Origin of the sequence: Erwinia psidii (assembly GCF_003846135.1) — a bacterium.
Taxonomy (GTDB): Bacteria; Pseudomonadota; Gammaproteobacteria; order Enterobacterales; family Enterobacteriaceae; genus Erwinia; species Erwinia psidii.
In genome coordinates, this window is the sequence record NZ_RHHM01000012.1 from 32,487 (window position 1) to 54,046 (window position 21,560).

A 21,560-nucleotide genomic window follows, 5' to 3' on the forward strand; every position below is an offset into this window, starting at 1 on the left:
TTTATCCCGCCCTGAATTCCTGATAAACCTCCGCGACCTTATCGAAATAGTTCGTCAGATAGTTAATACATACCTGTACCTTAAGTGGCAGTTTGTCCTTCTGGGTATAAACCGCACAGACCGGATGAGGGTTGGCGTGATAGTGGGTAAATAAAATTTCGGTTTTCCCGGCGTTAATCTCATCAATCACCCACATTAGCGGTACACGGGCGATACCGCTTCCCGCCACCAGCCAGCGGATCAGGATTTGCGAGTCATTGGTGGCGAAGCGTCCCCGTGGCGAAAAACAGATGGAAGTCTCCTCAGGTGAAGTCAGCTCAAAATTGTTATCGGGTCGCACGCTGTATTCAAGTCAGGAAAAATTGCCGATATCAGCCGGTTTTCCGACGTGCCGTGTTGCGTGAGATAGCTCCTTGCAGCACAGACCACCATCGGCATTGCGCCCAGCTGCCGCGAAAACAGACTTGAATCCTGCAGGGCACCTACGTGAATAACCAAATCCAGTCCGTCAGTAATCAGGTCGGGTGCAGGGATGCCGCTGACCAGATTGACCGTCAGCCCGGGGTGCTCCCGTAGCATTTCTGCCGTCATGGTTGCCAGCACATTTTGCGCCATTGTCGATAAACTGCCGATCCGCAACGCCCCGACCGATGTGTTGTTGAAAGCCCAGGGCTGTTCATGAACCTGTTGTGCCTCCGACAACATCCGACGGCAACCCTGAAAATAAAGTTTTCCGGCCTCGGTAAGCCCGATATTCCTTGTGCTGCGATTCAGTCATTTGACCTGAAGTTCGTTTTCCAGCCTGGCGACAATCTGGCTGATGGCAGAGACGCTCATCTGCAACTGATTTGCTGCTGCCGTAAAGGAGCCAGTCAGGCTCAATGACGCGTGCAGACACGGGCATTCCTTTCAGTCTTTCCATTATTAACCCCGGCTTGAAAGTGATTTAGATTACATTAAGTAGATAACACATAGTCAATCGAGTTACTATGTTGCAGTCGGGTAATCCTTCTGTTGCTCAATGGGGCAAAGTGTCGGGCATATTACGCTACTATTCATTAAGCGTCGGTTAAGCGGCTGAACCGCCATTTCATTATCACTTTCTGAACCAGAGGTCATTCTGTTACAGGAGATGCGTTGGATGTGGCGAAAAGTGTGCCCGGTCATGTACTGACAAGGATAATAAATGAGTGTGCTTCCTGTTATTGTCATATCTGGGCTCTCTTTTCCGCCCATATTTTTTGAAATCATAGTGTCACTGATGCTGTTCTGGTTGGTGCGTCGGTTGCTGACGCCCACCGGGATCTATGACTTTGTTTGGCACCCTGCATTGTTTAATACCGCGCTCTGGTGCTGTCTGTTTTATCTGGTTTCCCGATTGTTTGTCTGAGGTCATAGTGAAAGCATTAACGACAAAAATTTCCCGATTTGCCATTACGCTTATCCTGGTCCTCCTTGCCGTGATCGTCATCTTTCAGGCATGGGTCTTCTATACCGAATCTCCCTGGACCCGTGATGCGAAATTTACTGCTGACGTGGTGGCGATTGCGCCTGACGTCAGCGGCCTGGTTTCTGACGTACGGGTACGTGACAACCAGCTGGTTAAAAAGGACCAGGTGCTGTTTGTGATCGATAAACCACGCTATCAGCAGGCGCTGAACGAGGCCGAGGCAGACGTTGCCTACTATCAGGCGCTGTTGAACGAAAAGCAGCGTGAAGCCTCCCGTCGCAATCAGCTGGGAGTGTCAGCCATGTCCCGCGAGGCGATCGACCAGGCAAATAATGATTATCAGACCAGCGAACACCAACTGGCAAAGGCTATTGCTACCCGCGATACCGCAAAACTTGATTTGGATCGAACCGAAGTGAAAGCCCCCGCAGATGGCTGGGTAACCAACCTTAACGTTTATCGTGGTGAATTTATTACCCGTGGCTCCACCGCTGTGGCACTGGTTCAGCAACACTCTTTTTACGTACTGGCTTATATGGAAGAAACCAAGTTGGAGGGGGTACGTGCTGGCTATCGGGTGGAAATCACGCCACTGGGGAGTAGTCGGGTGCTGTATGGCTCTGTTGACAGTATTGCGGCCGGTGTCACCAACAGCAGCAGTACCGTCGACAGTAAAGGCATGGCGACGATTGACTCCAATCTTGAGTGGGTTCGTCTGGCTCAACGCGTACCGGTTCGTATCCGCCTGGATGAGCAGTTTGGCACCCTTTACCCTGCGGGCACCACCGCGACGGTGGTGGTGACGGGGGCACGGGACCGTCAGCCTGAGCAACAGCCACCGCTGATGAGGCTGATGCAGCGCTTGCGTGAGTTCGGTTAATTTTATGCAATGGTATCGTCTGCGATTTCCGGCCAAACTTACCTTTGCCATCCTACTGGCGTTGTTTATTGGCTTTCATTTTAATCTTGAAACACCTCGCTGGGCGGTAATGACTGCCTGTATTGTCGCCGGAGGCACCGCATTTGCGGCGGGTGGAGACCCGTTCTCCGGTGCGCTGCGTCATCGCGGGATGTTGCGTATCATTGGTACCTTCCTTGGCTGTGTTGCTGCCCTGACAATCATGATCGCCACCATTCGTGCACCTGCTCTGATGCTGTTGCTGTGTTGCATCTGGACGGGATTCTGCGTCTGGCTCTCTTCACTGATTAAGGTTGAAAATTCCTATGCGCTGGGGCTGGCAGGATACACTGCGCTTATCATCGTGATCAGTGTCAATGCCAATGGCTCGGCGTTATTGGCTCCCCAGTTTGCTGTTGAACGCTGTAGTGAAATTATTATTGGCATTGTATGTGCCATTCTGGCCGATCTGCTGTTTTCACCGCGTTCGGTAAAACAGGACATCGATCGTGAAATTGATACATTGCTGGTTGATCAGTACAAACTGATGCAAATTTGCGTGGCCCACGGAGACAAAGAAGAGGTTGATAAGGCCTGGACCGGTCTGGTGCGACGCACCGCAGCGCTGAATATGATGCGAACTCATCTGATGATGGAATCTGGCCGCTGGCAGAAGATCGATCGGCGGATGCGGGCGATTAACACGCTGTCACTGGCCCTCATAACGCAGGCTTGTGAAACCTTTCTGATCCAGAATACCCGGCAGGAATATATACCGCCGCAGTTTCATCTTTTCTTTGAAAGGCCAGTAGAAAACATCGGAGATATCCACAAACGGATGAAGATGATGCGACGGGTGATCACCACCAGCGGCAGTAAAAATACGCCGGTGACCATCAGTAACTGGGTGTATGCTGCCACCCGCTATTTACTGCTGCTGAAAGGTATTCATACCAACAGCAGTATCAGCCGGATTGAAGAAGAGGTGCTGGTTGGGGAGCCGGTAGTGAAAATGCGTTCTGCTGAATCCCGCCATGCTCTGGTTAACGGGCTGCGTACCTTTGCGGCGACGGCTACGGGGTCACTGTTCTGGTTGTGGAGCGGCTGGACTTCCGGTAGCGGTGCGATGGTAATGATTGCAGTGATCACGGCGCTGGCCATGCGGATGCCCAATCCACTGATGATGGCAAAGGATTTCCTGTACGGCATGATCGCGGCAATCCCCCTGGGAGCGCTGTATTACATGGTGATTATGCCAGCCACGCAACAAAGCATGTTGCTGTTATGCATTGCGTTGGGGGTGATGGCGTTTATTGGTGGGATACTGATCCAGCGACGCCAGGTCGGTACTCTGGGGGCGCTGGTAGGCACCATCAATATTCTTACACTCGATAATCCAATGACGTTTAAAATCAGTACGTTTCTCGACAGTGCTCTTGGCCAGGCTATCGGTTGTTTTCTGGCTATGCTGGTTATTTTACTGATCCGTGATAACAGTAAAGCCCGTACTGGCAGGATATTGCTGAACCGTTTTATGTATTCTGCAGTGTCAGCCATGACCACCAACCAGGCCAGACGTCGGGAAAACCATCTACCGGCCCTCTATCACCAGTTGTTTATGCTGTTAAATATGTTTCCGGGAGACGTCGATAAATTCCGCATCGCCCTGATGCTGATTATTAGTCATCAACGCCTGCGTGACGCTGATATTCCGGTTAACAGCGATCTCTCTGCATTCCACAAACAATTGCGGCGAACGGCCGATCGTGTGATTGCTACACGAAGTGATGCAAAACGACGCGACTACTTTGGGCAATTGTTGGCCGATCTGGAGAGCTATCAGGAAAAATTACGCCATTACGATGCGCCGCTGAATGTTACCGAACCTGTGCAACGGTTGTCCGGCATGTTGAGGAAATATCAAAATACGCTTATTCAAATCTGAAGGACTGGCCTGGTGTTATTATTGAACCTGGCCTGCAAGCTGTATTTACTGCGAATGGTCTGTCAAATGTTCAAAGCTATGCATTTTTCCAAGGGAGTTATTTTGGCGCTGGTCATGCTGTAGCGGCAGTGTTGATCAAATCAAGCTCGCGGCGTATGGGTTATTGCTGAGATAAATGCCCGTTCTGAACATTTGACACTGAATAAGCGGCCCGCCAGGGATTCGGCTCGTTTATGAAATGTGATAATCGTTGGTTTGCTGTCTTTACTTTCAAAAATTGAATTTATTCATCCGGCAAATGGACAGAAGCGGTGATGATGATGTGTCGCACTGATTCTGTTGGCGGGGGCGCATGAGATGCAGGGAAAGCATCTGCGAGCAAATAGATCGTGGCAAAAAGCCCCGCTGAACGGGGCTAAAACGTTTAATACAGATGGTGTTGACACAGCATTGTTAATAAAGGGGCATTCTGGCAGCTCAGTCTTATTTGTACAGTTCAGCGGTAGCATGATAGTTGCCGTTAATATAAGCCTCAATCACCCGATAAGATTTTGCTCCCTGTTGGTCAGCTTTCTGCGAGAGTTCCTGACGAATATCCGTTGGTGCACCCGAAACGCCACTCACGCTGATGGTTCCGACAGATTGCAGATTTTCGTTCTCAACCTGTTGGCTGGTGACGAGATTTGCGGCGTTTGCACCAAATGAAAGAATGGAAGTGAGGCTCAGTACAGCGATGATAGTTTTCATAGTCGTTCTCCAGATAGGATTGTCGTTTAACCTGAGGGTATGAAAAGAAGGCGTATTCTTTGGTGACCCTCGGTACAGTATTAAAATTATTGTCGTTTAACGGGAATGAAATTATTTATACAGCTCTGCGGTGACGTGATAGTTGCCATTGTTATAAGCCTCTGTCACACTCCAGGCAGTTGCGCCGCGTGATTCTGCTTTCTGATTAAGTTGGTCGCGGATATCCATAGGGGAGGCGTTCACGCCGCTGACACTGATCGTACCGAGAGATTGCATGTTTTGCGCCTGGGCCCTATTTACAGAATCAGCTGCAAAAGCACCAGAAGAAAGGGTAAAAAGAACACTCAGCGTTGCGATGGCAGTGTTAAATTTCATGATTTTTCCTCGTTATTCATTCTTCTCTTTTTGTTAAATGTGAGCTTAATCACGAAATAAGTATAGATCTGATAACTGCTAAAATTAATAGTCTGCTAATAATTTTTTCTCGATATACATAAGCAAAAACTGTGTTTTTAATGACTTTTGGTTATAACAAAAGCGTAGATTTTAGCCTTGCTATGTTAAGTATATGTATAATATGAGAATGTATCGCTTTGGCCATTTGTGCGTTTCTTAATGGGTCAGAGTGCCTGGTTGTACAATCAGAGCCATTTGGCACTGACATTATGCGAGGCGGGAAGTGGGCTTATCCTGTGTGATTGAGGTAAAGCTGATGGAAACCTGATGGCGGTGGGCCGTAGCTGTTTCTGTTGAGTACAGGCGGTTCAGGTGATTAAGGTGCTTAACATCTGACTTATTTTTTGTTCAGAGAATGCATTGATAACTGAAAATAAAAAAGCGTCGTTACCCTGGGTTTTTAATTTTCGTTATTCAGTGAACTGCGTATGACCGCTGGTGAAATGAAAGTAATATTTCCGCTTGGAATGTTACGTTATATAATTTATTCAGTAATGTGTTTAAAGGCAGCTTATGTTAAGAAAACAACATAAGGATCTGAGGAGTTGATAATAACTCGATGAAATACCAGCTTAGTCGAATAAAAGGCCATTCAGGTTAATTAACGCCCTTGGCGAATAATATTTTCTGATTACGGTTAAGCTAATATTTTTCCTTTCAGGAAAAAATTGTAATATTGATGTTCTCAGTGACGTCAGTGCAGGGCCAGTAAATTCTTTTCCATCGAGGCCAGAACCATCCATGAAGGCATCACAGGTTGCAGGCTGTTGCTTATTCCTAAACAATAGCCCTGAGAAAGTGAACGCTCAATTTACTCTGGCTTTTGCACCGCAGAGGAAATTAAAATTTGCTCTATTTAAAAGCGGGTGCCGGGAAAAAACTGTTAACAGTAATTCCGGCATGATGTGCGATTTACTTTATTCCTGAAGACGGTCTCATAGCCCATAATGATAAAGAAAAACGCATGGATATCATGATGGCAACAGATCTGATTATACCTGTATACAGTCCTGATAACCGATGGTGCCGGGCAACTTTAACATTCAGTGCAACATCATTTTAATACAGATAAAGATATCTTTATCACAGGCATTGATTTTCTTCTGGAATGTGGCCGAATTGTCATCAATATAAATGGCTTAAAACAGTCGCTGCAAATAAGCAGGGAAAACTAACAGAAGATACAAAAATGATTGGACCGCAGCCGACACCGTGTGTACCTCATAATTCCTGCTCAAATAACACCAGTACCGAGTCAAGGAGCTTATGAACGTTAGTGTGGCGCGCCGGAGTAATAAATATAGTATCGTCACCCGCGATTGTGCCCAGGATACCTTCCGGTTTACCCAGGGAATCCAGCATTCTGGCGATCAGCTGAGCGGCCCCCGGACTGGTATGGATTACAATCAAGGCGTCGTTGTAATCAATATCAAGCACCAGGTTTTTTAGCGGACTGGTGGTGGTTGGTACGCCAAGTTCGGTAGGTAGACAGTACACCATTTCCATTTTTGCATTTCGTGTGCGTACCGCGCCAAATTTTGTCAACATCCGGGACACCTTTGACTGGTTGATACTGTCAAACCCCTGTTCCATCAGTGCAGTAACAATTTCCCCCTGTGAGCTGAATTTCTCTTCTCTTAACAGGGCCTTGAAGGCTTTGATCAGGTCTTCTTGTTTTGATGGGTTGCGCATGATATGTCCGCTATACAATGAGAAAAGGAGCCCTCCCGGCGAGGTATCGCATCACTATGCAATTAAGTGAATTTTTATGCAAACAGGAAATGCGTTGCTGCTATCCATAGCGTCGGGAGCGGCAGTCTGACAAAATTCAGGGCAAAAAACAAATTGTGCACCATAATAATGCAATGCCGGAAAAGTGAACAATATGTTATAATATTGATATTGTTGTCACGGGCGCTACTGACCTTATGCAACATCTAAGACGGTTGTCCATACGTCTGCTATGAACCGCGCTTACCTCCTGACATAATGCAGCCGGTCTCCTTAATTTGCATTTGGTTATCTGTATTGGTTTGCAGCACGAAATGAATTCTTTGCTACGACCAGTCAGGTCGCCATTCGATATAACCATATGAATTAACAGCAGTTAACATTTACTATAATAAGGAGTTTAAGATGAAAGTTGCAGTTCTCGGCGCGGCTGGCGGCATTGGCCAGGCTCTCGCACTTCTGCTTAAAACCCAGCTTCCGGCAGGTTCAGAACTCTCTCTGTATGATATTGCTCCTGTTACTCCCGGCGTTGCCGTTGATTTGAGTCATATTCCTACCGCTGTGAACATTAAAGGATTTAGCGGCGAAGATGCCACACCTGCGTTACAGGAAGCAGATGTGGTACTTATTTCTGCGGGTGTGGCACGCAAACCCGGTATGGACCGATCTGATTTATTTAATGTCAATGCGGGTATAGTTCGAAATCTGATGGAACAGGTTGCTGGCGTTTGCCCCAGGGCACTGATTGGTATTATTACCAACCCGGTAAACACGACGGTGGCTATTGCCGCAGAGGTACTGAAAAAAGCGGGCGTTTACGACAAAAACCGGCTTTTTGGCATTACCACTCTGGATATTATCCGTTCAAATACTTTTGTTGCTGAACTGAAGGGTAAAAATCCGGCTGAGCTGAATATCCCGGTAGTTGGAGGACACTCTGGTGTCACCATTTTACCGTTACTGTCACAGATTCGTGGCGTGAGTTTTAGCGAGCAGGAAATTAATGAACTCACCAAACGTATCCAAAACGCAGGAACCGAAGTGGTGGAGGCGAAGGCCGGTGGTGGGTCTGCAACACTTTCTATGGGCCACGCAGCGGCACAGTTTGGCCTTTCGCTGGTGCGTGCGCTTAATGGTGAAAGCAACGTTGTAGAGTGTGCCTATGTTGAAGGTGATGGTGAATATGCCCGTTTCTTCTCACAACCCCTGCTGCTGGGCAAGAACGGCATCGTGGAGCGAAAACCGCTGGGTAACCTTAGCGCTTATGAACAGCACGCCCTTGCTGGTATGCTGGACACATTGAAGAAAGATATTGCGTTGGGTGAAGCATTCGTTAAATAAGGACGCGTCGGGCCAGATTCTACTGGCCCGTATTTCCCTGGAATTAATTCGCTGGATATTCCAGCACGGTTACTGGCAGCGTCATTTTGTGTTCATTACGCATAATATCCAGCTGGATAACCGTCCCAGGTCGAATTTCCGCAACCTGATCCATGGTTTCGAGTGCCGATAGCGCGGGTTTATGATTAACGTTAACGATCACATCATTTACCTGTAGCCCAGCTTTGGCAGCCGGTCCCCCCTGAGCGACATTGGTCACAACAATTCCCTGAATACGGTCCAGATTGGTATTTTGGCGGTGAATTTGTGGGATCTCCCGGCCACTTATACCGATAAAACCGCGTATCACGCGCCCGTCACGAATCAACTTATCCATGATTTTTACCGCCAGGGCGGTGGGGATCGCAAAGCCGATGCCCTCTGGCGTTTCACCATCGTTGCTTTTATCGAATGAGAGAGTGTTAATGCCCATCAGCTCACCCAGAGAGTTGATCAGTGCCCCACCGGAATTGCCTTTGTTGATGGAAGCGTCCGTTTGAAGAAAATTCTGGTAACGGGATGGACTCAGGCCCACGCGTCCGGTCGCGCTGATGATCCCCTGAGTTACGGTCTGACCGATGTTGTACGGGTTGCCGATGGCCATCACCAGATCGCCAATGTGGGCGATGCGTTTGGCATTAATCGGAATAACGGGCAGAGCAGAGGCGGTAATTTTCAGCACGGCCAGGTCAGTCATGCTGTCAGAACCAACCAACATCGCCTCAAATATCCGCCCATCCTGTAGCGCAACGATGATCTGATCGGCATCGCTAATCACATGTCTGTTGGTGAGGATATAACCCCGGCTGTCCATGATTACGCCAGAGCCAAGCGTGCGGATCTCCAGATTATCGGCGGAAGCATTGGCGCTTCGGTTATAGACATTCACTACCGCAGGCGCGGCACGTCTCACCGCCGGATTATAGCTGACAGGCATTTGATCGGGGGTGCCATCCTTGTGCGAGAAAAAATCGTTGCCGATCCTGAGTGTCGGTACTGCACACAGCAGAATGCCAGCCACGACAAGGCCAAGGAGCACTGAACGTAATAGTTTAGGGAACATGGCGTCAAAGGGTGAATGAATGAACTCTGGCAGGATAACATGAGTTAAGCGGACACGCAGGTGTCCGCTTAATGATTTAGCGTAAAAGAAGATAGATGTTTTGATCGCCGCGGATGATATTCAGCGCCAGTAGTGGAGGTTTGGCTGCAAGCAGCTTACGCAGTTCCGCAAGGTTTCCGACAGGAGAGCGGTTCAGGCCAATGATCACATCCCCTTTTTGCAACCCGGACTGTTCGGCAGGGGTGGCCTTATCGACCGCATCGACACTGACCCCTTTGGTCCCCTCTTTTGCCACGCCATCGCTCAGTGTCGCTCCCTGAAGCGCCGGGGAAATCTCCTCTGCACTGGTGACAGTCTGTGCGCTGACATCCAGCCTGACCGTGACCGTCAGCGGTTTACCGTCCCGCAGCAGGCCAAGTCTGACCTCTTTGCCGGGGGCCGTTGTACCGATTTTCACTCTGAGCGCGGCGAAGCTGTCAACCGGTTTGTCATCCAGACGGGTAATGATGTCGCCCGCTTTGACTCCTGCCCTGGAGGCCGCAGAACCGGGTAATACTTCGTTGACAAAAGCACCACGCTGCGCGTCCACGTTAAAGGCCTTCGCCATTTCGGCGGTCATTTCAGTTCCCTTAATGCCCAGTTGGCCACGCTTAACTTCACCAAAGTCGATCAATTGTTGCGCGAGATTCATTGCCATGTTGCCAGGAATAGCAAAACCAATCCCGATATTGCCACCAGCAGAAGCCAGAATAGCGGTATTAATGCCGATAAGCTCGCCGTTCAGATTGACCAAAGCGCCGCCGGAGTTACCCCGATTAATTGCCGCATCGGTTTGAATGAAGTTTTCCAGTCCTTCAAGATTGAGGCCGCTGCGCCCCAGTGCGGAAATAATGCCGGAGGTGGCTGTTTGTCCCAGGCCGAAAGGATTGCCAATGGCTATCGCAAAATCGCCGACTTTCAACTGGTCTGAGTCGGCAATTTTGACCTGTGTCAGGCCTTTGGCTCCGCTGATTTGTATCAAGGCGATATCCGTTTGCTGATCGTGACCTATCAGTTTGGCATCAAATTCACGGCCATCGCTCAGCTGGACGCTGATTTTGTCTGCACCGCTAATAACATGATTGTTGGTCAGGATATAACCCTTGTCGGCATCAATGATCACGCCGGAGGCCAGACCTTCAAACGAGTGCGGTTGGGTCTGCTCGCTGCCCTGGCCCTGTTGCCCAAAGAAGCGCTTGAGAGGCTCAGGAATATCCTGTGCCTGAGACTGACTTTGCGTACCCTCTACGTGCACGCTGACAACGGCTGGCAAAACTTTTTCCAGCATCGGTGCCAGACTTGGCATCGGTTGTCCCTGAATCTGCGCGGGAAGCACGGCCATTACGGCGGGTGCACTGGCCATATTCAGAGCAGTACTCAATGCTAATGCGCTTAACAGTAATGATTTTTTCTTCATTGCCAGGACGCTCTCGCTGGATGTAAGGGTAAATCGACGTTAAAACGTACTGATGCCTGCGGGCAATATTTTGCGAACTGAACCGGCAGGCAAAAAAAGGATACCGGGTATCCCTCATTTTATTTCTCGCGTGAGTTCCGCTCACCACGCAGCAGGCCAGATGCGCTATCGGGATAGTCGCGTGGCATCTGCACCGGAGCCTGATCGTTATCGGCTTCAGACTCGGTCAACTGATAAGCAAAGGGATTTTTTTCACCGGGCAGATTGGGTAGCAGGTCATTCGATCCTTTTGCCATATGCTGATAAAGCTGGCGGTAATCACGTGCCATATTATCCAGCAGTTCAGCACTTTGGGCGAAGTGATTGGTCAGTTCTTCACGGTAATCAGCCAACTCAGCCTTGGTCTTTTCCAGCTCGTATTGCATGCTTCTCTGTTCACGCAGTTTCCGGTTACCAAAACGCATTGCTACCGCGCCGATAAGCACGCCAACTACCAAACCGATAAGCGCGTATTCCCAGGTCATAATAACTCCCGTGTTGTCTTGATTGTTCCGTAGGGTCACCTGGCGATTGCCAGTTCACAATGAGTCACTATAACCGCTAATCTGATGGAAGTGGAATCCCGAGGCTGTATCGCTTAGTGTGGAACGGCCTTTTTTTCGACAATTAACCACCTGACGCTACAAATATTTCAGGGAATGTGAATAAATTATGCAAACGATGTCTCCTCTGGCGCTCTATCACAAGGCGCTGGAAAAGGGTGAATATCAACCTGATGATGTTCAACGAGCAGCCATAACCCGGCTGGAAGGTATATATCAAAGCCTGATCAGCCCTGCACCTGGCTCATCCCCATCAGGAAAAGGGCTGTTTGGTAAGCTAAACAGGCTGATAGGTAAGGGAAAAGAGCAGGTACAAAAGCCGGTGCCCGGCCTCTATATGTGGGGTGGCGTGGGGCGGGGAAAGACCTGGCTGATGGATATGTTTTTTCAGTCTATTCCTGGAGAGCGTAAGCAGCGGCTGCATTTTCACCGTTTTATGCTTCGCGTTCATCAGGAATTGACCGCACTACAGGGTCAGAGCGATCCCTTACAGACTGTGGCCGATCGTTTCAAAAGTGAAACCGATCTTCTGTGTTTTGATGAATTTTATGTTTCAGATATTACGGATGCGATGCTGTTGGGGACACTGATGGAGGCGCTGTTTGCCAGAGGGATAACCCTGGTTGCCACCTCAAATATTCCGCCAGATGAACTCTATCGTAACGGTTTACAACGCGCACGTTTTCTGCCAGCGATAGCCCTGATCAAGCAGCACTGTGAGGTGATGAACGTCGATGCCGGGATTGACTATCGTCTGCGTACCTTAACATCAGCTCACCTGTGGATGATGCCGTTGGATCAGGCTACCTCGCAGGAGATGGATCGCATGTTCACCGCGCTGAGTGGCAACGTCCGCGTTGAGAAACCGGTGCTGGAGATTAACCATCGCCAGTTGCCGACGCTGGGGATGGCAAATGGTGTAGTGGCGATGGATTTTGTTACGCTGTGCGGAGAAGGCCGAAGCCAACATGACTACATTGAACTGTCACGACGCTTCCACAGCGTGCTGCTTTATGATGTGCCGGTGATGATTTACAAATCTGAAGACCCGGCGCGACGTTTTCTGGCCCTGGTCGACGAGTTTTATGAACGGCATGTCAAGCTGGTGGTTTCTGCTGAAACCTCTCTGTATGAGATTTACCAGGGTGCAAAACTGAAGTTTGAATACCAGCGCTGTGTTTCTCGTTTACAGGAGATGCAAAGCGAGGAGTACCTGAAGTTGCCACATTTACCGTAAGACGGGAAAAACCCGTTCGGGTGTGTATTTTAGTAAAAAAGGGTCGCGCTTTGCGGGCAACTTCTCTATAATCCTGCGACCCCACGTTACAGCAAAGGTTTTTTCCCAAAAGCTTTTGTGTATCAGTAACGCTATCCGAGGGGGTGGCTTACTGGTCAAAATGGTCGTGTGAGCCTCAACCGTTTATTCAGGCGTTTGGGTTTTCACCAACGTGTAACTTATATTTGGGTAAGCTTTTAGATGAAAACTTTTACAGCTAAACCAGAAACCGTTCAGCGTGACTGGTATGTTGTTGACGCGACAGGCAAGACTTTGGGTCGTTTAGCGACTGAACTTGCTCGTCGTCTGCGTGGTAAGCATAAAGCGGAATACACCCCGCATGTTGACACCGGTGATTACATCATCGTTCTGAACGCAGAGAAAGTTGCCGTAACGGGCAACAAACGTAGCGATAAGATTTATTACCATCACACTGGCCACATCGGTGGTATTAAGCAAGCGACCTTCGAAGAGATGATTGCTCGCCGTCCTGAGCGTGTGATTGAAATCGCGGTTAAAGGCATGCTGCCAAAAGGCCCGCTGGGTCGTGCCATGTACCGTAAACTGAAAGTTTACGCAGGTAATGAGCACAACCACGCGGCACAGCAACCGCAAGTTCTTGACATTTAATCGGGATTACAGGCAATGGCTGAGAATCAAAACTACGGCACTGGTCGCCGCAAAAGCTCTACCGCTCGCGTATTTATCAAACCGGGCAGTGGTAACATCGTTATTAACCAGCGTTCTCTGGAACAGTACTTTGGTCGTGAAACTGCCCGCATGGTAGTTCGTCAGCCTCTGGAACTGCTGGATATGGTTGGTAAGTTCGATCTGTACGTCACCGTTAAAGGTGGTGGCATCTCTGGTCAGGCTGGTGCGATCCGTCATGGTATCACACGTGCGCTGATGGAGTACGACGAATCTCTGCGTGGCGAACTGCGTAAAGCTGGCTTCGTTACTCGTGATGCTCGTCAGGTTGAACGTAAGAAAGTGGGTCTGCGTAAAGCACGCCGTCGTCCACAGTTCTCCAAACGTTAATTTATTCTGCTTCGGCAGTGTCAATTATCGAAAAACCCGGTGCATCAGCACCGGGTTTTTTCTTTTCTGCATGGTGCAATAACGGCAAAACGCATGTTGCTTCGTCCTTTTCACTTCAAATCCTTATTCCTGCCCCCACAAGTTGTTTAAAATCTGGTAGACTATGTGGCACTTTACGCCCATATCGCAGGGCATTGATGTGAGATTTCCTGAGGGGATGGGTTCATCTCTTTTGATGGCATTTTAAGCAAGCCCGTCATCGTATGGCGGGCTTGCTCAGTAATTTTCTGGATAAACTTGGAGGTTTACATGGCTGTCGCTGCCAACAAACGTTCGGTAATGACGCTGTTTTCTGGTCCGGCTGACATTTTTAGCCATCAGGTGCGTATCGTCCTGGCGGAAAAGGGAGTCAGCGTAGAGATCGAACAGGTAGAGATGGATAACCTGCCTCAGGATCTGATCGACCTCAATCCGTATCGCACTGTGCCTACGCTGGTTGATCGAGAACTGACGCTCTATGAGTCCCGAATTATCATGGAGTACCTAGATGAGCGTTTTCCCCATCCTCCGCTAATGCCTGTCTATCCGGTCGCCCGTGGAGAAAGCCGTCTGATGATGCACCGCGTTGAGCAGGACTGGTACAGCCTGATGCGTAAAGTGGAAAATGGCACGGCTCAGGAAGCAGATGCTGCCCGTAAACAGTTACGGGAAGAGCTACTGGCGATTGCCCCTCTGTTTTCGCGCACACCATTCTTTATGAGCGAAGAGTTCAGTCTGGTCGATTGCTATCTTGCCCCTTTGCTCTGGCGTTTGCCGCAGCTAGGTATTGACCTGATAGGGGCTGGTTCGAAAGAGCTTAAGGGTTATATGACACGCGTCTTTGAACGTGATTCCTTCCTTGCTTCTCTGACGGAAGCGGAACGTGAAATGCGCCTGCATACACGGGGCTGATTAAGATGGAAATGTCCCAACTTACCGCTCGTCGCCCATATCTGCTCCGGGCGCTCTATGACTGGCTGCTGGACAACCAGCTGACCCCTCATCTCGTGGTGGATATTAATTTACCCGGGGTGATGGTGCCACTTGAGTACGCTCGTGATGGCCAGATCGTTCTCAACATTGCTCCACGCGCCGTTGGCGATCTGCAACTGGGTAATGATGAAGTGACCTTCAATGCCCGTTTTGGCGGCGTACCGCGTCAGGTTACCGTGCCTCTGGCTGCCGTAATGGCCATTTATGCCAGAGAGAATGGGGCTGGTACAATGTTTGAGCCTGAGACAGTGTATGAAGCAGAAGACAATTCCGTTTCGCAACAGAATGCATCACCGGAATCAGTCATGTCAGTAATTGACGGCGATCGTCCCGATGACAGTGAAGCTGATGATGGCGGTTCAGACGATGAGCCACCACCACGCGGTGGACGTCCGGCGCTACGTGTTGTGAAGTAGTCGCCGTTCGTTAGCATCAGCCTGAAAACGGCCCCAAAAAATAAAGAGGCTGCGGATTTTCCGCAGCCTCTTTATTTGTCAGTAATGATTAGCCCCTACACTTCCAGCCAGTCCATAATACCTTCCGCTGCTTTACGACCTTCAGCAATTGCGGTAACAACCAGATCCGAACCGCGAACGGCATCACCCCCCGCGAAAATTTTGGGATTGCTGGTCTGGAAAGGATTATCACTGCCTTCGGGAGCGATAATACGGCCCTGTGGATCCAGCTCCACGCTGTGCTGTTCAAGCCATGTCATGGCGTGTGGGCGGAAACCAAAAGCCATCACCACCGCATCTGCTGGCACAACATGTTCAGAACCGGCAATGATTTCAGCGCGACGTCGACCATTCGCATCTGGCTGCCCCATTTCTGTACGGGCCATTTTCACGCCAGAGACGCGGCCATTACCGTTGATTTCGATCCCCAGCGGCTGCACGTTGAACTGGAACTCAACCCCTTCTTCACGGGCGTTTTTCACTTCGCGTCGAGAGCCAGGCATATTCTCTTCATCACGACGATAGGCACAGGTTACATGGGTGGCCCCCTGTCGCACCGAAGTGCGCACGCAGTCCATTGCCGTGTCACCGCCCCCCAGCACCACCACACGTTTGGCATTCATCGAAATGTAGGGCTCTTCTGTGGAAGGGGAAAAGCCCATAGTGTGTTTAGTATTGGCGATCAGGAATGGCAGGGCATCATAAACACCCTCTGCTTGCTCATTTTCCAGTCCTCCCTGCATTGACTGATAAGTGCCAACGCCCAGAAATACTGCATCAAAGTCAGCCAGCAGTTCACTCATCTGCATGTCTTTGCCCACTTCAGTATTCAGATGGAATTCAATGCCCATGCCGGAAAAAATTTCACGACGTTTAGTCATGACCTCTTTTTCAAGCTTGAAGGCAGGAATTCCAAAGGTCAGCAGCCCACCGATTTCAGGGTGACGATCATATACCACGGCTTTTACGCCGTTACGCGTCAATACGTCAGCACAGGCAAGCCCGGCCGGACCTGCACCGATAATTGCCACGCGTTTGCCGGTCTGCTTTACGCCATCCAGGTTCGGTTTCCAGCCCATTTCCAGCGCTTTATCGTTAATATAGCGCTCAATGTTCCCAATGGTGACTGCGCCAAACTCTGCATTTAGTGTGCAGGAACCTTCACACAGGCGATCCTGTGGGCATACCCGCCCACAGACTTCAGGCAGACTGTTGGTCTGATGCGACAGCTCGGCGGCCTCAATGATCCTGCCTTCATTGGCCAGTTTCAGCCAGTCGGGGATGTAGTTATGTACCGGACACTTCCACTCGCAATAGGGGTTACCACAGGACAGACAGCGATCTGCCTGCGCCTGCGCCTGGCTTTCAGAGAATGGCTCATAAATTTCCACAAATTCGATTTTGCGGATCTTGAGCGGCTTCTTCGGCGGATCGACGCGTTGCAAGTCGATAAATTGATAAACGTTTTGACTCATCGTGACCTCTTACTGCGCCTGCACCCGCAGCTCCGCTGCGGAACGACTACGGTGCCCCAACAATGCCTTCACATCACTGGACTTCGGTTTAACCAGTGAGAATTTAGACGACCAGACAGGCCAGTTTGCCAGTATCTCCTCACCACGTGATGAACCGGTATGATGAACATGTTCGGTGATAAGGCCACGCAGATGTTCTTCATGGATCGCCAGCTCATCAACATTCAACACTTCAACAAGCTCTGGATTTACCCGTTTACGGAACTCACCGTCCTCATCCAGCACATAGGCAAAGCCGCCTGTCATACCGGCACCAAAGTTGACACCAGTACGACCCAGTACACAGACAATGCCGCCGGTCATATACTCACAGCCGTTATCGCCAATGCCTTCCACTACGGTGATAGCGCCTGAGTTACGCACCGCAAAGCGTTCGCCTGCACGGCCGGCGGCAAACAGTTTGCCACCCGTCGCACCATACAGGCAGGTGTTGCCGATAATGGTGGCTTCATGGCTGCGGAAAGCCGAACCAATCGGTGGGCGAACTGCCAGTATGCCGCCAGCCATACCTTTACCCACATAGTCGTTGGCATCGCCCGTTAACGTAAGCTCGACGCCGCCGGCGTTCCACACGCCAAAACTCTGGCCTGCGGTACCATTAAAGTGCGCTTTGATCGGATCGGAGGCCAGCCCCTGATCGCCATGCAGCAGCGCAATTGCGCCTGACAGTGTTGCCCCGACTGAACGGTCTGTGTTACGGATATCGAAGTAAAACGTCTTGCTTTGTTTCGCTTCGACAAACGGCATCGCCTGGTCGAGCAGTGCCTTGTTCAGCACGGCATTATCAAACGGAGGGTTGTTCTCGGTACAGTATACGGTTTTGCCTGCCATCGGCAGCGCGGTTTTCAACAGGGCAGAGAGATCCAGGCTTTGCTGTCTGGCGGTGAACCCGTCCAGCTCAGTCAGCAGATCGGTACGGCCAATCAGGTCAACCAGACGTTTTACTCCCAGCTCGGCCATGAGCTCACGCGTTTCACGGGCTATGAACTCAAAGTAATTGGTCACGCGGTAAGGCAGGCCGTGGTAATGGTTCTTGCGTAACTTCTCGTCCTGAGTGGCAACACCGGTTGCACAGTTATTCAGGTGGCAGATACGAAGGTATTTGCAGCCCAGAGCAACCATTGGACCGGTACCAAAACCAAAGCTTTCAGCACCCAGAATGGCGGCTTTAATAATATCACGTCCGGTTTTCAGGCCGCCGTCCACCTGCAGACGAATTTTGTGACGCAGACCGTTTGCCACCAGCGCCTGTTGTGTTTCCACCAGACCCAGCTCCCACGGGCATCCCGCGTATTTTACTGAGCTGAGTGGGCTGGCTCCTGTGCCACCATCATAGCCCGCGATGGTAATCAGGTCCGCATAGGCTTTTGCCACGCCAGTGGCAATAGTGCCTACGCCGGGTTCTGAAACCAGCTTCACCGAAATCATCGCTTTCGGGTTGACCTGTTTCAGGTCGAAAATAAGCTGAGCCAGATCCTCAATTGAATAAATATCGTGATGTGGCGGTGGAGAAATCAGCGTCACGCCGGGTACGGAATAGCGTAGTTTCGCAATATAAGGGGTCACCTTGTCACCCGGCAACTGACCACCTTCGCCAGGTTTCGCGCCCTGAGCGACTTTAATCTGGATCACGTCTGCGTTCACCAGATAAGCGGGTGTTACACCAAACCGGCCAGAGGCGACCTGCTTGATGCGCGAGACTTTATTGGTGCCATAACGTGCGGGGTCTTCGCCACCTTCTCCTGAGTTAGAGAAGCCGCCAAGGCTATTCATCGCTTCTGCCAGCGATTCATGTGCTTCCGGGCTAAGCGCACCGATCGACATCGCCGCAGTGTCGAAACGTTTGTACAACTCACTGGCTGGTTCCACGTCATCAAGGCTGATAGCGCTGCCAGATGGCGTTACCGCCAACAAATCGCGCAGGGCCGCCACCGGTCGCTCGTTCACCAGCTTCGCATACTGTTGGTAGTCGCTGTATTCACCACTGTTTACCGCTTTTTGCAGCGTGCCAACCACATCCGGGTTATAGGCGTGATATTCGCCCCCGTGCACATATTTAAGCAGGCCGCCATGATCCAGCGGTTTACGCTGTAGCCATGCACGACGGGACAGATTGACCAGATCCTGCTGGAAATCAGCATAGTTGGCACCGCCAATACGGCTTACCACACCCTGGAAGCAGAGATCGGACACATCACGATGTAATCCCACCGCCTCAAACAGTTTGGAACAGCGGTATGACGCGATGGTTGAGATCCCCATCTTCGACATAATTTTGTACAGACCTTTATTGATGCCGTTACGATAGTTCAGCATCAGGCTGCGGTTATCTTTGTTAATCACTCCACTCTCTGCCATCTTCGCCAGTGACTCGTAGGCAAGATAGGGATAGATAGCCGTTGCGCCAAAACCTAACAACACCGCGAAATGATGCGGATCGCGGGCGCTGGCGGTTTCAACAATAATATTGGCATCGCAGCGCAGACTTTTATCCACCAGCCGGGTCTGGATTGCGCCGACTATCATCGGGGCCGGAACGGGCAGGCGTGTAGGACTAATGGCACGATCAGAGAGCACCAGCAATACGGTGCCGTTGCGTACCAGCTGTTCAGCCCGATCGCACAGCGTCAGGATCGTCTCTTTCAACGAGGATTCGGCTGGATCGAAGGTGCAGTCAAGCGTATCAGCACGATAAAACTCTTCTTCCTGAGTGGTCAGCTGCTTGAAGTCGGAATAGAGCAGGATCGGAGATTTAAAGCTCAGACGGTGTGCCTGGCCCTCTGCTTCACAGAAGACGTTCATTTCCCGGCCAATGCTGGTCGCCAGCGACATGACATGTGCTTCACGCAGCGGATCGATCGGTGGGTTAGTGACCTGAGCGAATTGCTGACGGAAATAGTCGTAAATCACCCGTGGTCGGCTGGAAAGCACGGCAAAAGGCGTATCATCACCCATCGAGCCAACCGCTTCCTGGCCATTTTCCCCCAGTACACGAATAATAGAATCCAGTTCTTCGCTACTGTAGCCAAACTGCTTATGGAAGGTCGCCAGTAAATTATCATCCATTTCGCGGCTGCCCATCTGATCATCGGGCAGATTTTCGAACGGCACCAGGCGACGGACGTTTTTTTCCATCCACTCTTTATAAGGATGACGGCTTTTCAGATCGTTATCGGTTTCGGCAGAGTGCAGAATGCGACCGGCACGGGTATCAATAACCATCAGCTCGCCAGGTCCTACGCGGCCTTTTTCCATCACCTCATCCGGCTGATAGTCCCAGATACCGACTTCAGAGGCACAGGTGATCAACTTGTCTTTAGTGATGACATAACGGGCAGGGCGCAAACCATTACGGTCAAGGTTACAGGCGGCATAACGACCATCCGACATGACAATACCTGCGGGGCCGTCCCACGGTTCCATATGCATGGAGTTGAAATCAAAGAAATCACGTAGTTCAGGGTCCATATCCGGGTTATTTTGCCACGCTGGCGGAACCAGCAGGCGCATGGCGCGGATCAGATCCATGCCGCCACTGAGGAACAGTTCCAGCATGTTATCCATGGAACTGGAGTCAGAACCGGTTTCATTAACAAAGGGGGCGGCATCCTGCAAATCGGGGATCAGCGGCGTGCGAAACTTGTAGGCACGCGCTTTTGCCCACTGGCGGTTACCGGCGATAGTGTTGATTTCACCGTTGTGCGCCATATAGCGGAACGGTTGGGCCAGTGGCCAGCGTGGCACGGTATTGGTGGAAAAGCGCTGGTGGAACAGGCAGATGGCAGATTCGAGACGCAGGTCGGCCAGATCCAGGTAGAAGCGCGGCAGATCCGCCGGCATACACAGACCTTTATAGATGTTGACCTGGTTGGAGAAACTGCACACATAGAATTCTTTATCTTCGATGCGTTTTTCAATGCGGCGACGCGCCATATACAGGCGGCGCTCCATATCGCGCGGACGCCAGCCAGCAGGGGCATTGATAAACAGTTGTTCGATACGTGGCATAGAGGAAAGCGCGATTTCGCCCAGCACATCCTGATTGATTGGCACTTCGCGCCAGCCAACCACGGAGAGGGTTTCACGTAAAACTTCTTCTTCGACAATACGACGACTTTCCTGTGCCAGCTCGTCATCCCGATTGAGGAATAACATCCCCACCGCGTAGTTCTTGGCGAGGCGCCAGCCGCGCTCCTGCGCAACCACACGGAAAAAGCGATCGGGTTTTTGCAATAAAAGTCCACAGCCGTCACCGGTCTTGCCATCGGCAAGGATCGCGCCACGATGCTGCATTCTGGCCAGTGCGTGAATAGCAGTACGCACCACCTTGTGGCTAGGTTCGCCTTCTATATGGGCGATTAAGCCGAAACCACAGTTGTCCTTTTCAAGGGATTTATCGTACAACATCTCAATGAACCTCCCCAGGCTCTGCGTGAGTCCCCGTGCCGATAAAGGGCAGACGCAGTAAGGGTGTGGCGACAGGTTTGAGCTTAATG

The 21,560-nt window shown here is 50.6% G+C and carries 17 protein-coding genes and 1 pseudogene; 9 read left to right on the forward strand and 9 right to left on the reverse strand.

The genetic code is table 11. The annotated features are described in order from the left end of the window. Position 1: 1 nt before the first annotated feature. A pseudogene (aaeR, locus tag EB241_RS14875) lies at positions 2-922 on the reverse strand (HTH-type transcriptional activator AaeR). A gap of 264 nt (positions 923-1,186) precedes the next feature. On the opposite strand from aaeR, the gene aaeX reads away from it, so the two are divergent. The 3 genes from aaeX to aaeB are packed head-to-tail and all read left to right on the forward strand — an operon-like array spanning position 1,187 to position 4,293. Beyond that, entirely contained in the window at positions 1,187-1,390 is a 204-nt protein-coding gene (gene aaeX, locus EB241_RS14880; protein WP_124233908.1) for a p-hydroxybenzoic acid efflux pump operon protein AaeX, read from the forward strand. 7 nt (positions 1,391-1,397) lie between these two features. Continuing rightward, a complete protein-coding gene (gene aaeA, locus EB241_RS14885) occupies positions 1,398-2,330 on the forward strand; it encodes a p-hydroxybenzoic acid efflux pump subunit AaeA (protein ID WP_124233909.1) in 933 nt (310 codons plus the stop codon). A gap of 4 nt (positions 2,331-2,334) precedes the next feature. Then, entirely contained in the window at positions 2,335-4,293 is a 1,959-nt protein-coding gene (gene aaeB, locus EB241_RS14890; RefSeq protein WP_124233999.1) for a p-hydroxybenzoic acid efflux pump subunit AaeB, read from the forward strand. Between the two features lie 483 nt (positions 4,294-4,776). Here the strand turns inward: aaeB and yhcN (EB241_RS14895) are convergent, their stop codons facing one another. From yhcN (EB241_RS14895) to argR, 3 genes are all read right to left on the reverse strand, one after another. Further along, on the reverse strand, positions 4,777-5,040 hold the full coding sequence (gene yhcN, locus EB241_RS14895; protein WP_124233910.1) for a peroxide/acid stress response protein YhcN: 264 nt from the start codon (positions 5,038-5,040) through the stop codon (positions 4,777-4,779). Between the two features lie 111 nt (positions 5,041-5,151). Further along, on the reverse strand, positions 5,152-5,415 hold the full coding sequence (gene yhcN, locus EB241_RS14900; protein WP_124233911.1) for a peroxide/acid stress response protein YhcN: 264 nt from the start codon (positions 5,413-5,415) through the stop codon (positions 5,152-5,154). Between the two features lie 1,302 nt (positions 5,416-6,717). Further along, positions 6,718-7,188 (reverse strand): transcriptional regulator ArgR, encoded by a 471-nt coding sequence (gene argR, locus EB241_RS14905; RefSeq protein ID WP_124233912.1) that lies wholly within the window; start codon positions 7,186-7,188, stop codon positions 6,718-6,720. 444 nt (positions 7,189-7,632) lie between these two features. Here argR and mdh point away from each other — a divergent pair, with 444 nt between their 5' ends. Next, on the forward strand, positions 7,633-8,568 hold the full coding sequence (gene mdh / locus EB241_RS14910; protein ID WP_124233913.1) for a malate dehydrogenase: 936 nt from the start codon (positions 7,633-7,635) through the stop codon (positions 8,566-8,568). 43 nt (positions 8,569-8,611) lie between these two features. Here mdh and degS read toward each other — a convergent pair whose 3' ends face one another. The 3 genes from degS to zapG all read right to left on the reverse strand — a co-directional run bounded on the left by degS (position 8,612) and on the right by zapG (position 11,650). After that, on the reverse strand, positions 8,612-9,670 hold the full coding sequence (gene degS / locus EB241_RS14915) for an outer membrane-stress sensor serine endopeptidase DegS (protein WP_124233914.1): 1,059 nt from the start codon (positions 9,668-9,670) through the stop codon (positions 8,612-8,614). Positions 9,671-9,746: 76 nt separating this feature from the next. Beyond that, positions 9,747-11,126 (reverse strand): serine endoprotease DegQ, encoded by a 1,380-nt coding sequence (gene degQ, locus EB241_RS14920; RefSeq protein ID WP_124233915.1) that lies wholly within the window; start codon positions 11,124-11,126, stop codon positions 9,747-9,749. Between the two features lie 119 nt (positions 11,127-11,245). Next, positions 11,246-11,650, reverse strand: a complete 405-nt coding sequence (gene zapG, locus EB241_RS14925; protein WP_124233916.1) for a Z-ring associated protein ZapG — start codon at positions 11,648-11,650, stop codon at positions 11,246-11,248. 187 nt (positions 11,651-11,837) lie between these two features. On the opposite strand from zapG, the gene zapE reads away from it, so the two are divergent. The 5 genes from zapE to sspB all read left to right on the forward strand — a co-directional run bounded on the left by zapE (position 11,838) and on the right by sspB (position 15,490). Continuing rightward, a complete protein-coding gene (gene zapE / locus EB241_RS14930) occupies positions 11,838-12,965 on the forward strand; it encodes a cell division protein ZapE (RefSeq protein ID WP_124233917.1) in 1,128 nt (375 codons plus the stop codon). A 240-nt stretch (positions 12,966-13,205) separates the two neighbouring features. Next, a complete protein-coding gene (gene rplM / locus EB241_RS14935; RefSeq protein ID WP_006121722.1) occupies positions 13,206-13,634 on the forward strand; it encodes a 50S ribosomal protein L13 in 429 nt (142 codons plus the stop codon). Positions 13,635-13,649: 15 nt separating this feature from the next. Continuing rightward, entirely contained in the window at positions 13,650-14,042 is a 393-nt protein-coding gene (gene rpsI / locus EB241_RS14940) for a 30S ribosomal protein S9 (protein ID WP_016190582.1), read from the forward strand. A gap of 309 nt (positions 14,043-14,351) precedes the next feature. Then, entirely contained in the window at positions 14,352-14,993 is a 642-nt protein-coding gene (gene sspA, locus EB241_RS14945; RefSeq protein ID WP_124233918.1) for a stringent starvation protein SspA, read from the forward strand. Positions 14,994-14,998: 5 nt separating this feature from the next. Continuing rightward, on the forward strand, positions 14,999-15,490 hold the full coding sequence (gene sspB, locus EB241_RS14950; protein ID WP_124233919.1) for a ClpXP protease specificity-enhancing factor: 492 nt from the start codon (positions 14,999-15,001) through the stop codon (positions 15,488-15,490). A 95-nt stretch (positions 15,491-15,585) separates the two neighbouring features. Here sspB and EB241_RS14955 read toward each other — a convergent pair whose 3' ends face one another. Next, positions 15,586-17,004, reverse strand: a complete 1,419-nt coding sequence (locus EB241_RS14955) for a glutamate synthase small subunit (RefSeq protein ID WP_124233920.1) — start codon at positions 17,002-17,004, stop codon at positions 15,586-15,588. A 9-nt stretch (positions 17,005-17,013) separates the two neighbouring features. Continuing rightward, complete coding sequence (gene gltB, locus EB241_RS14960; RefSeq protein ID WP_124233921.1) at positions 17,014-21,471, reverse strand: glutamate synthase large subunit; 4,458 nt, start codon at positions 21,469-21,471, stop codon at positions 17,014-17,016. Between the last annotated feature and the right edge of the window lie 89 nt (positions 21,472-21,560).

Coding starts and splice junctions, on each gene's coding strand:
- sspA (WP_124233918.1), top strand. CDS start 14,352: ATGGCTGTCGCTGCCAACAAACGTTCGGTAATGACGCTGTTTTCTGGT.
- degQ (WP_124233915.1), bottom strand. CDS start 11,126: ATGAAGAAAAAATCATTACTGTTAAGCGCATTAGCATTGAGTACTGCT.
- degS (WP_124233914.1), bottom strand. CDS start 9,670: ATGTTCCCTAAACTATTACGTTCAGTGCTCCTTGGCCTTGTCGTGGCT.
- yhcN (WP_124233910.1), bottom strand. CDS start 5,040: ATGAAAACTATCATCGCTGTACTGAGCCTCACTTCCATTCTTTCATTT.
- aaeB (WP_124233999.1), top strand. CDS start 2,335: ATGCAATGGTATCGTCTGCGATTTCCGGCCAAACTTACCTTTGCCATC.
- gltB (WP_124233921.1), bottom strand. CDS start 21,471: ATGTTGTACGATAAATCCCTTGAAAAGGACAACTGTGGTTTCGGCTTA.
- argR (WP_124233912.1), bottom strand. CDS start 7,188: ATGCGCAACCCATCAAAACAAGAAGACCTGATCAAAGCCTTCAAGGCC.
- sspB (WP_124233919.1), top strand. CDS start 14,999: ATGGAAATGTCCCAACTTACCGCTCGTCGCCCATATCTGCTCCGGGCG.
- mdh (WP_124233913.1), top strand. CDS start 7,633: ATGAAAGTTGCAGTTCTCGGCGCGGCTGGCGGCATTGGCCAGGCTCTC.
- yhcN (WP_124233911.1), bottom strand. CDS start 5,415: ATGAAATTTAACACTGCCATCGCAACGCTGAGTGTTCTTTTTACCCTT.
- rplM (WP_006121722.1), top strand. CDS start 13,206: ATGAAAACTTTTACAGCTAAACCAGAAACCGTTCAGCGTGACTGGTAT.
- aaeX (WP_124233908.1), top strand. CDS start 1,187: ATGAGTGTGCTTCCTGTTATTGTCATATCTGGGCTCTCTTTTCCGCCC.
- rpsI (WP_016190582.1), top strand. CDS start 13,650: ATGGCTGAGAATCAAAACTACGGCACTGGTCGCCGCAAAAGCTCTACC.
- zapG (WP_124233916.1), bottom strand. CDS start 11,650: ATGACCTGGGAATACGCGCTTATCGGTTTGGTAGTTGGCGTGCTTATC.
- EB241_RS14955 (WP_124233920.1), bottom strand. CDS start 17,004: ATGAGTCAAAACGTTTATCAATTTATCGACTTGCAACGCGTCGATCCG.
- zapE (WP_124233917.1), top strand. CDS start 11,838: ATGCAAACGATGTCTCCTCTGGCGCTCTATCACAAGGCGCTGGAAAAG.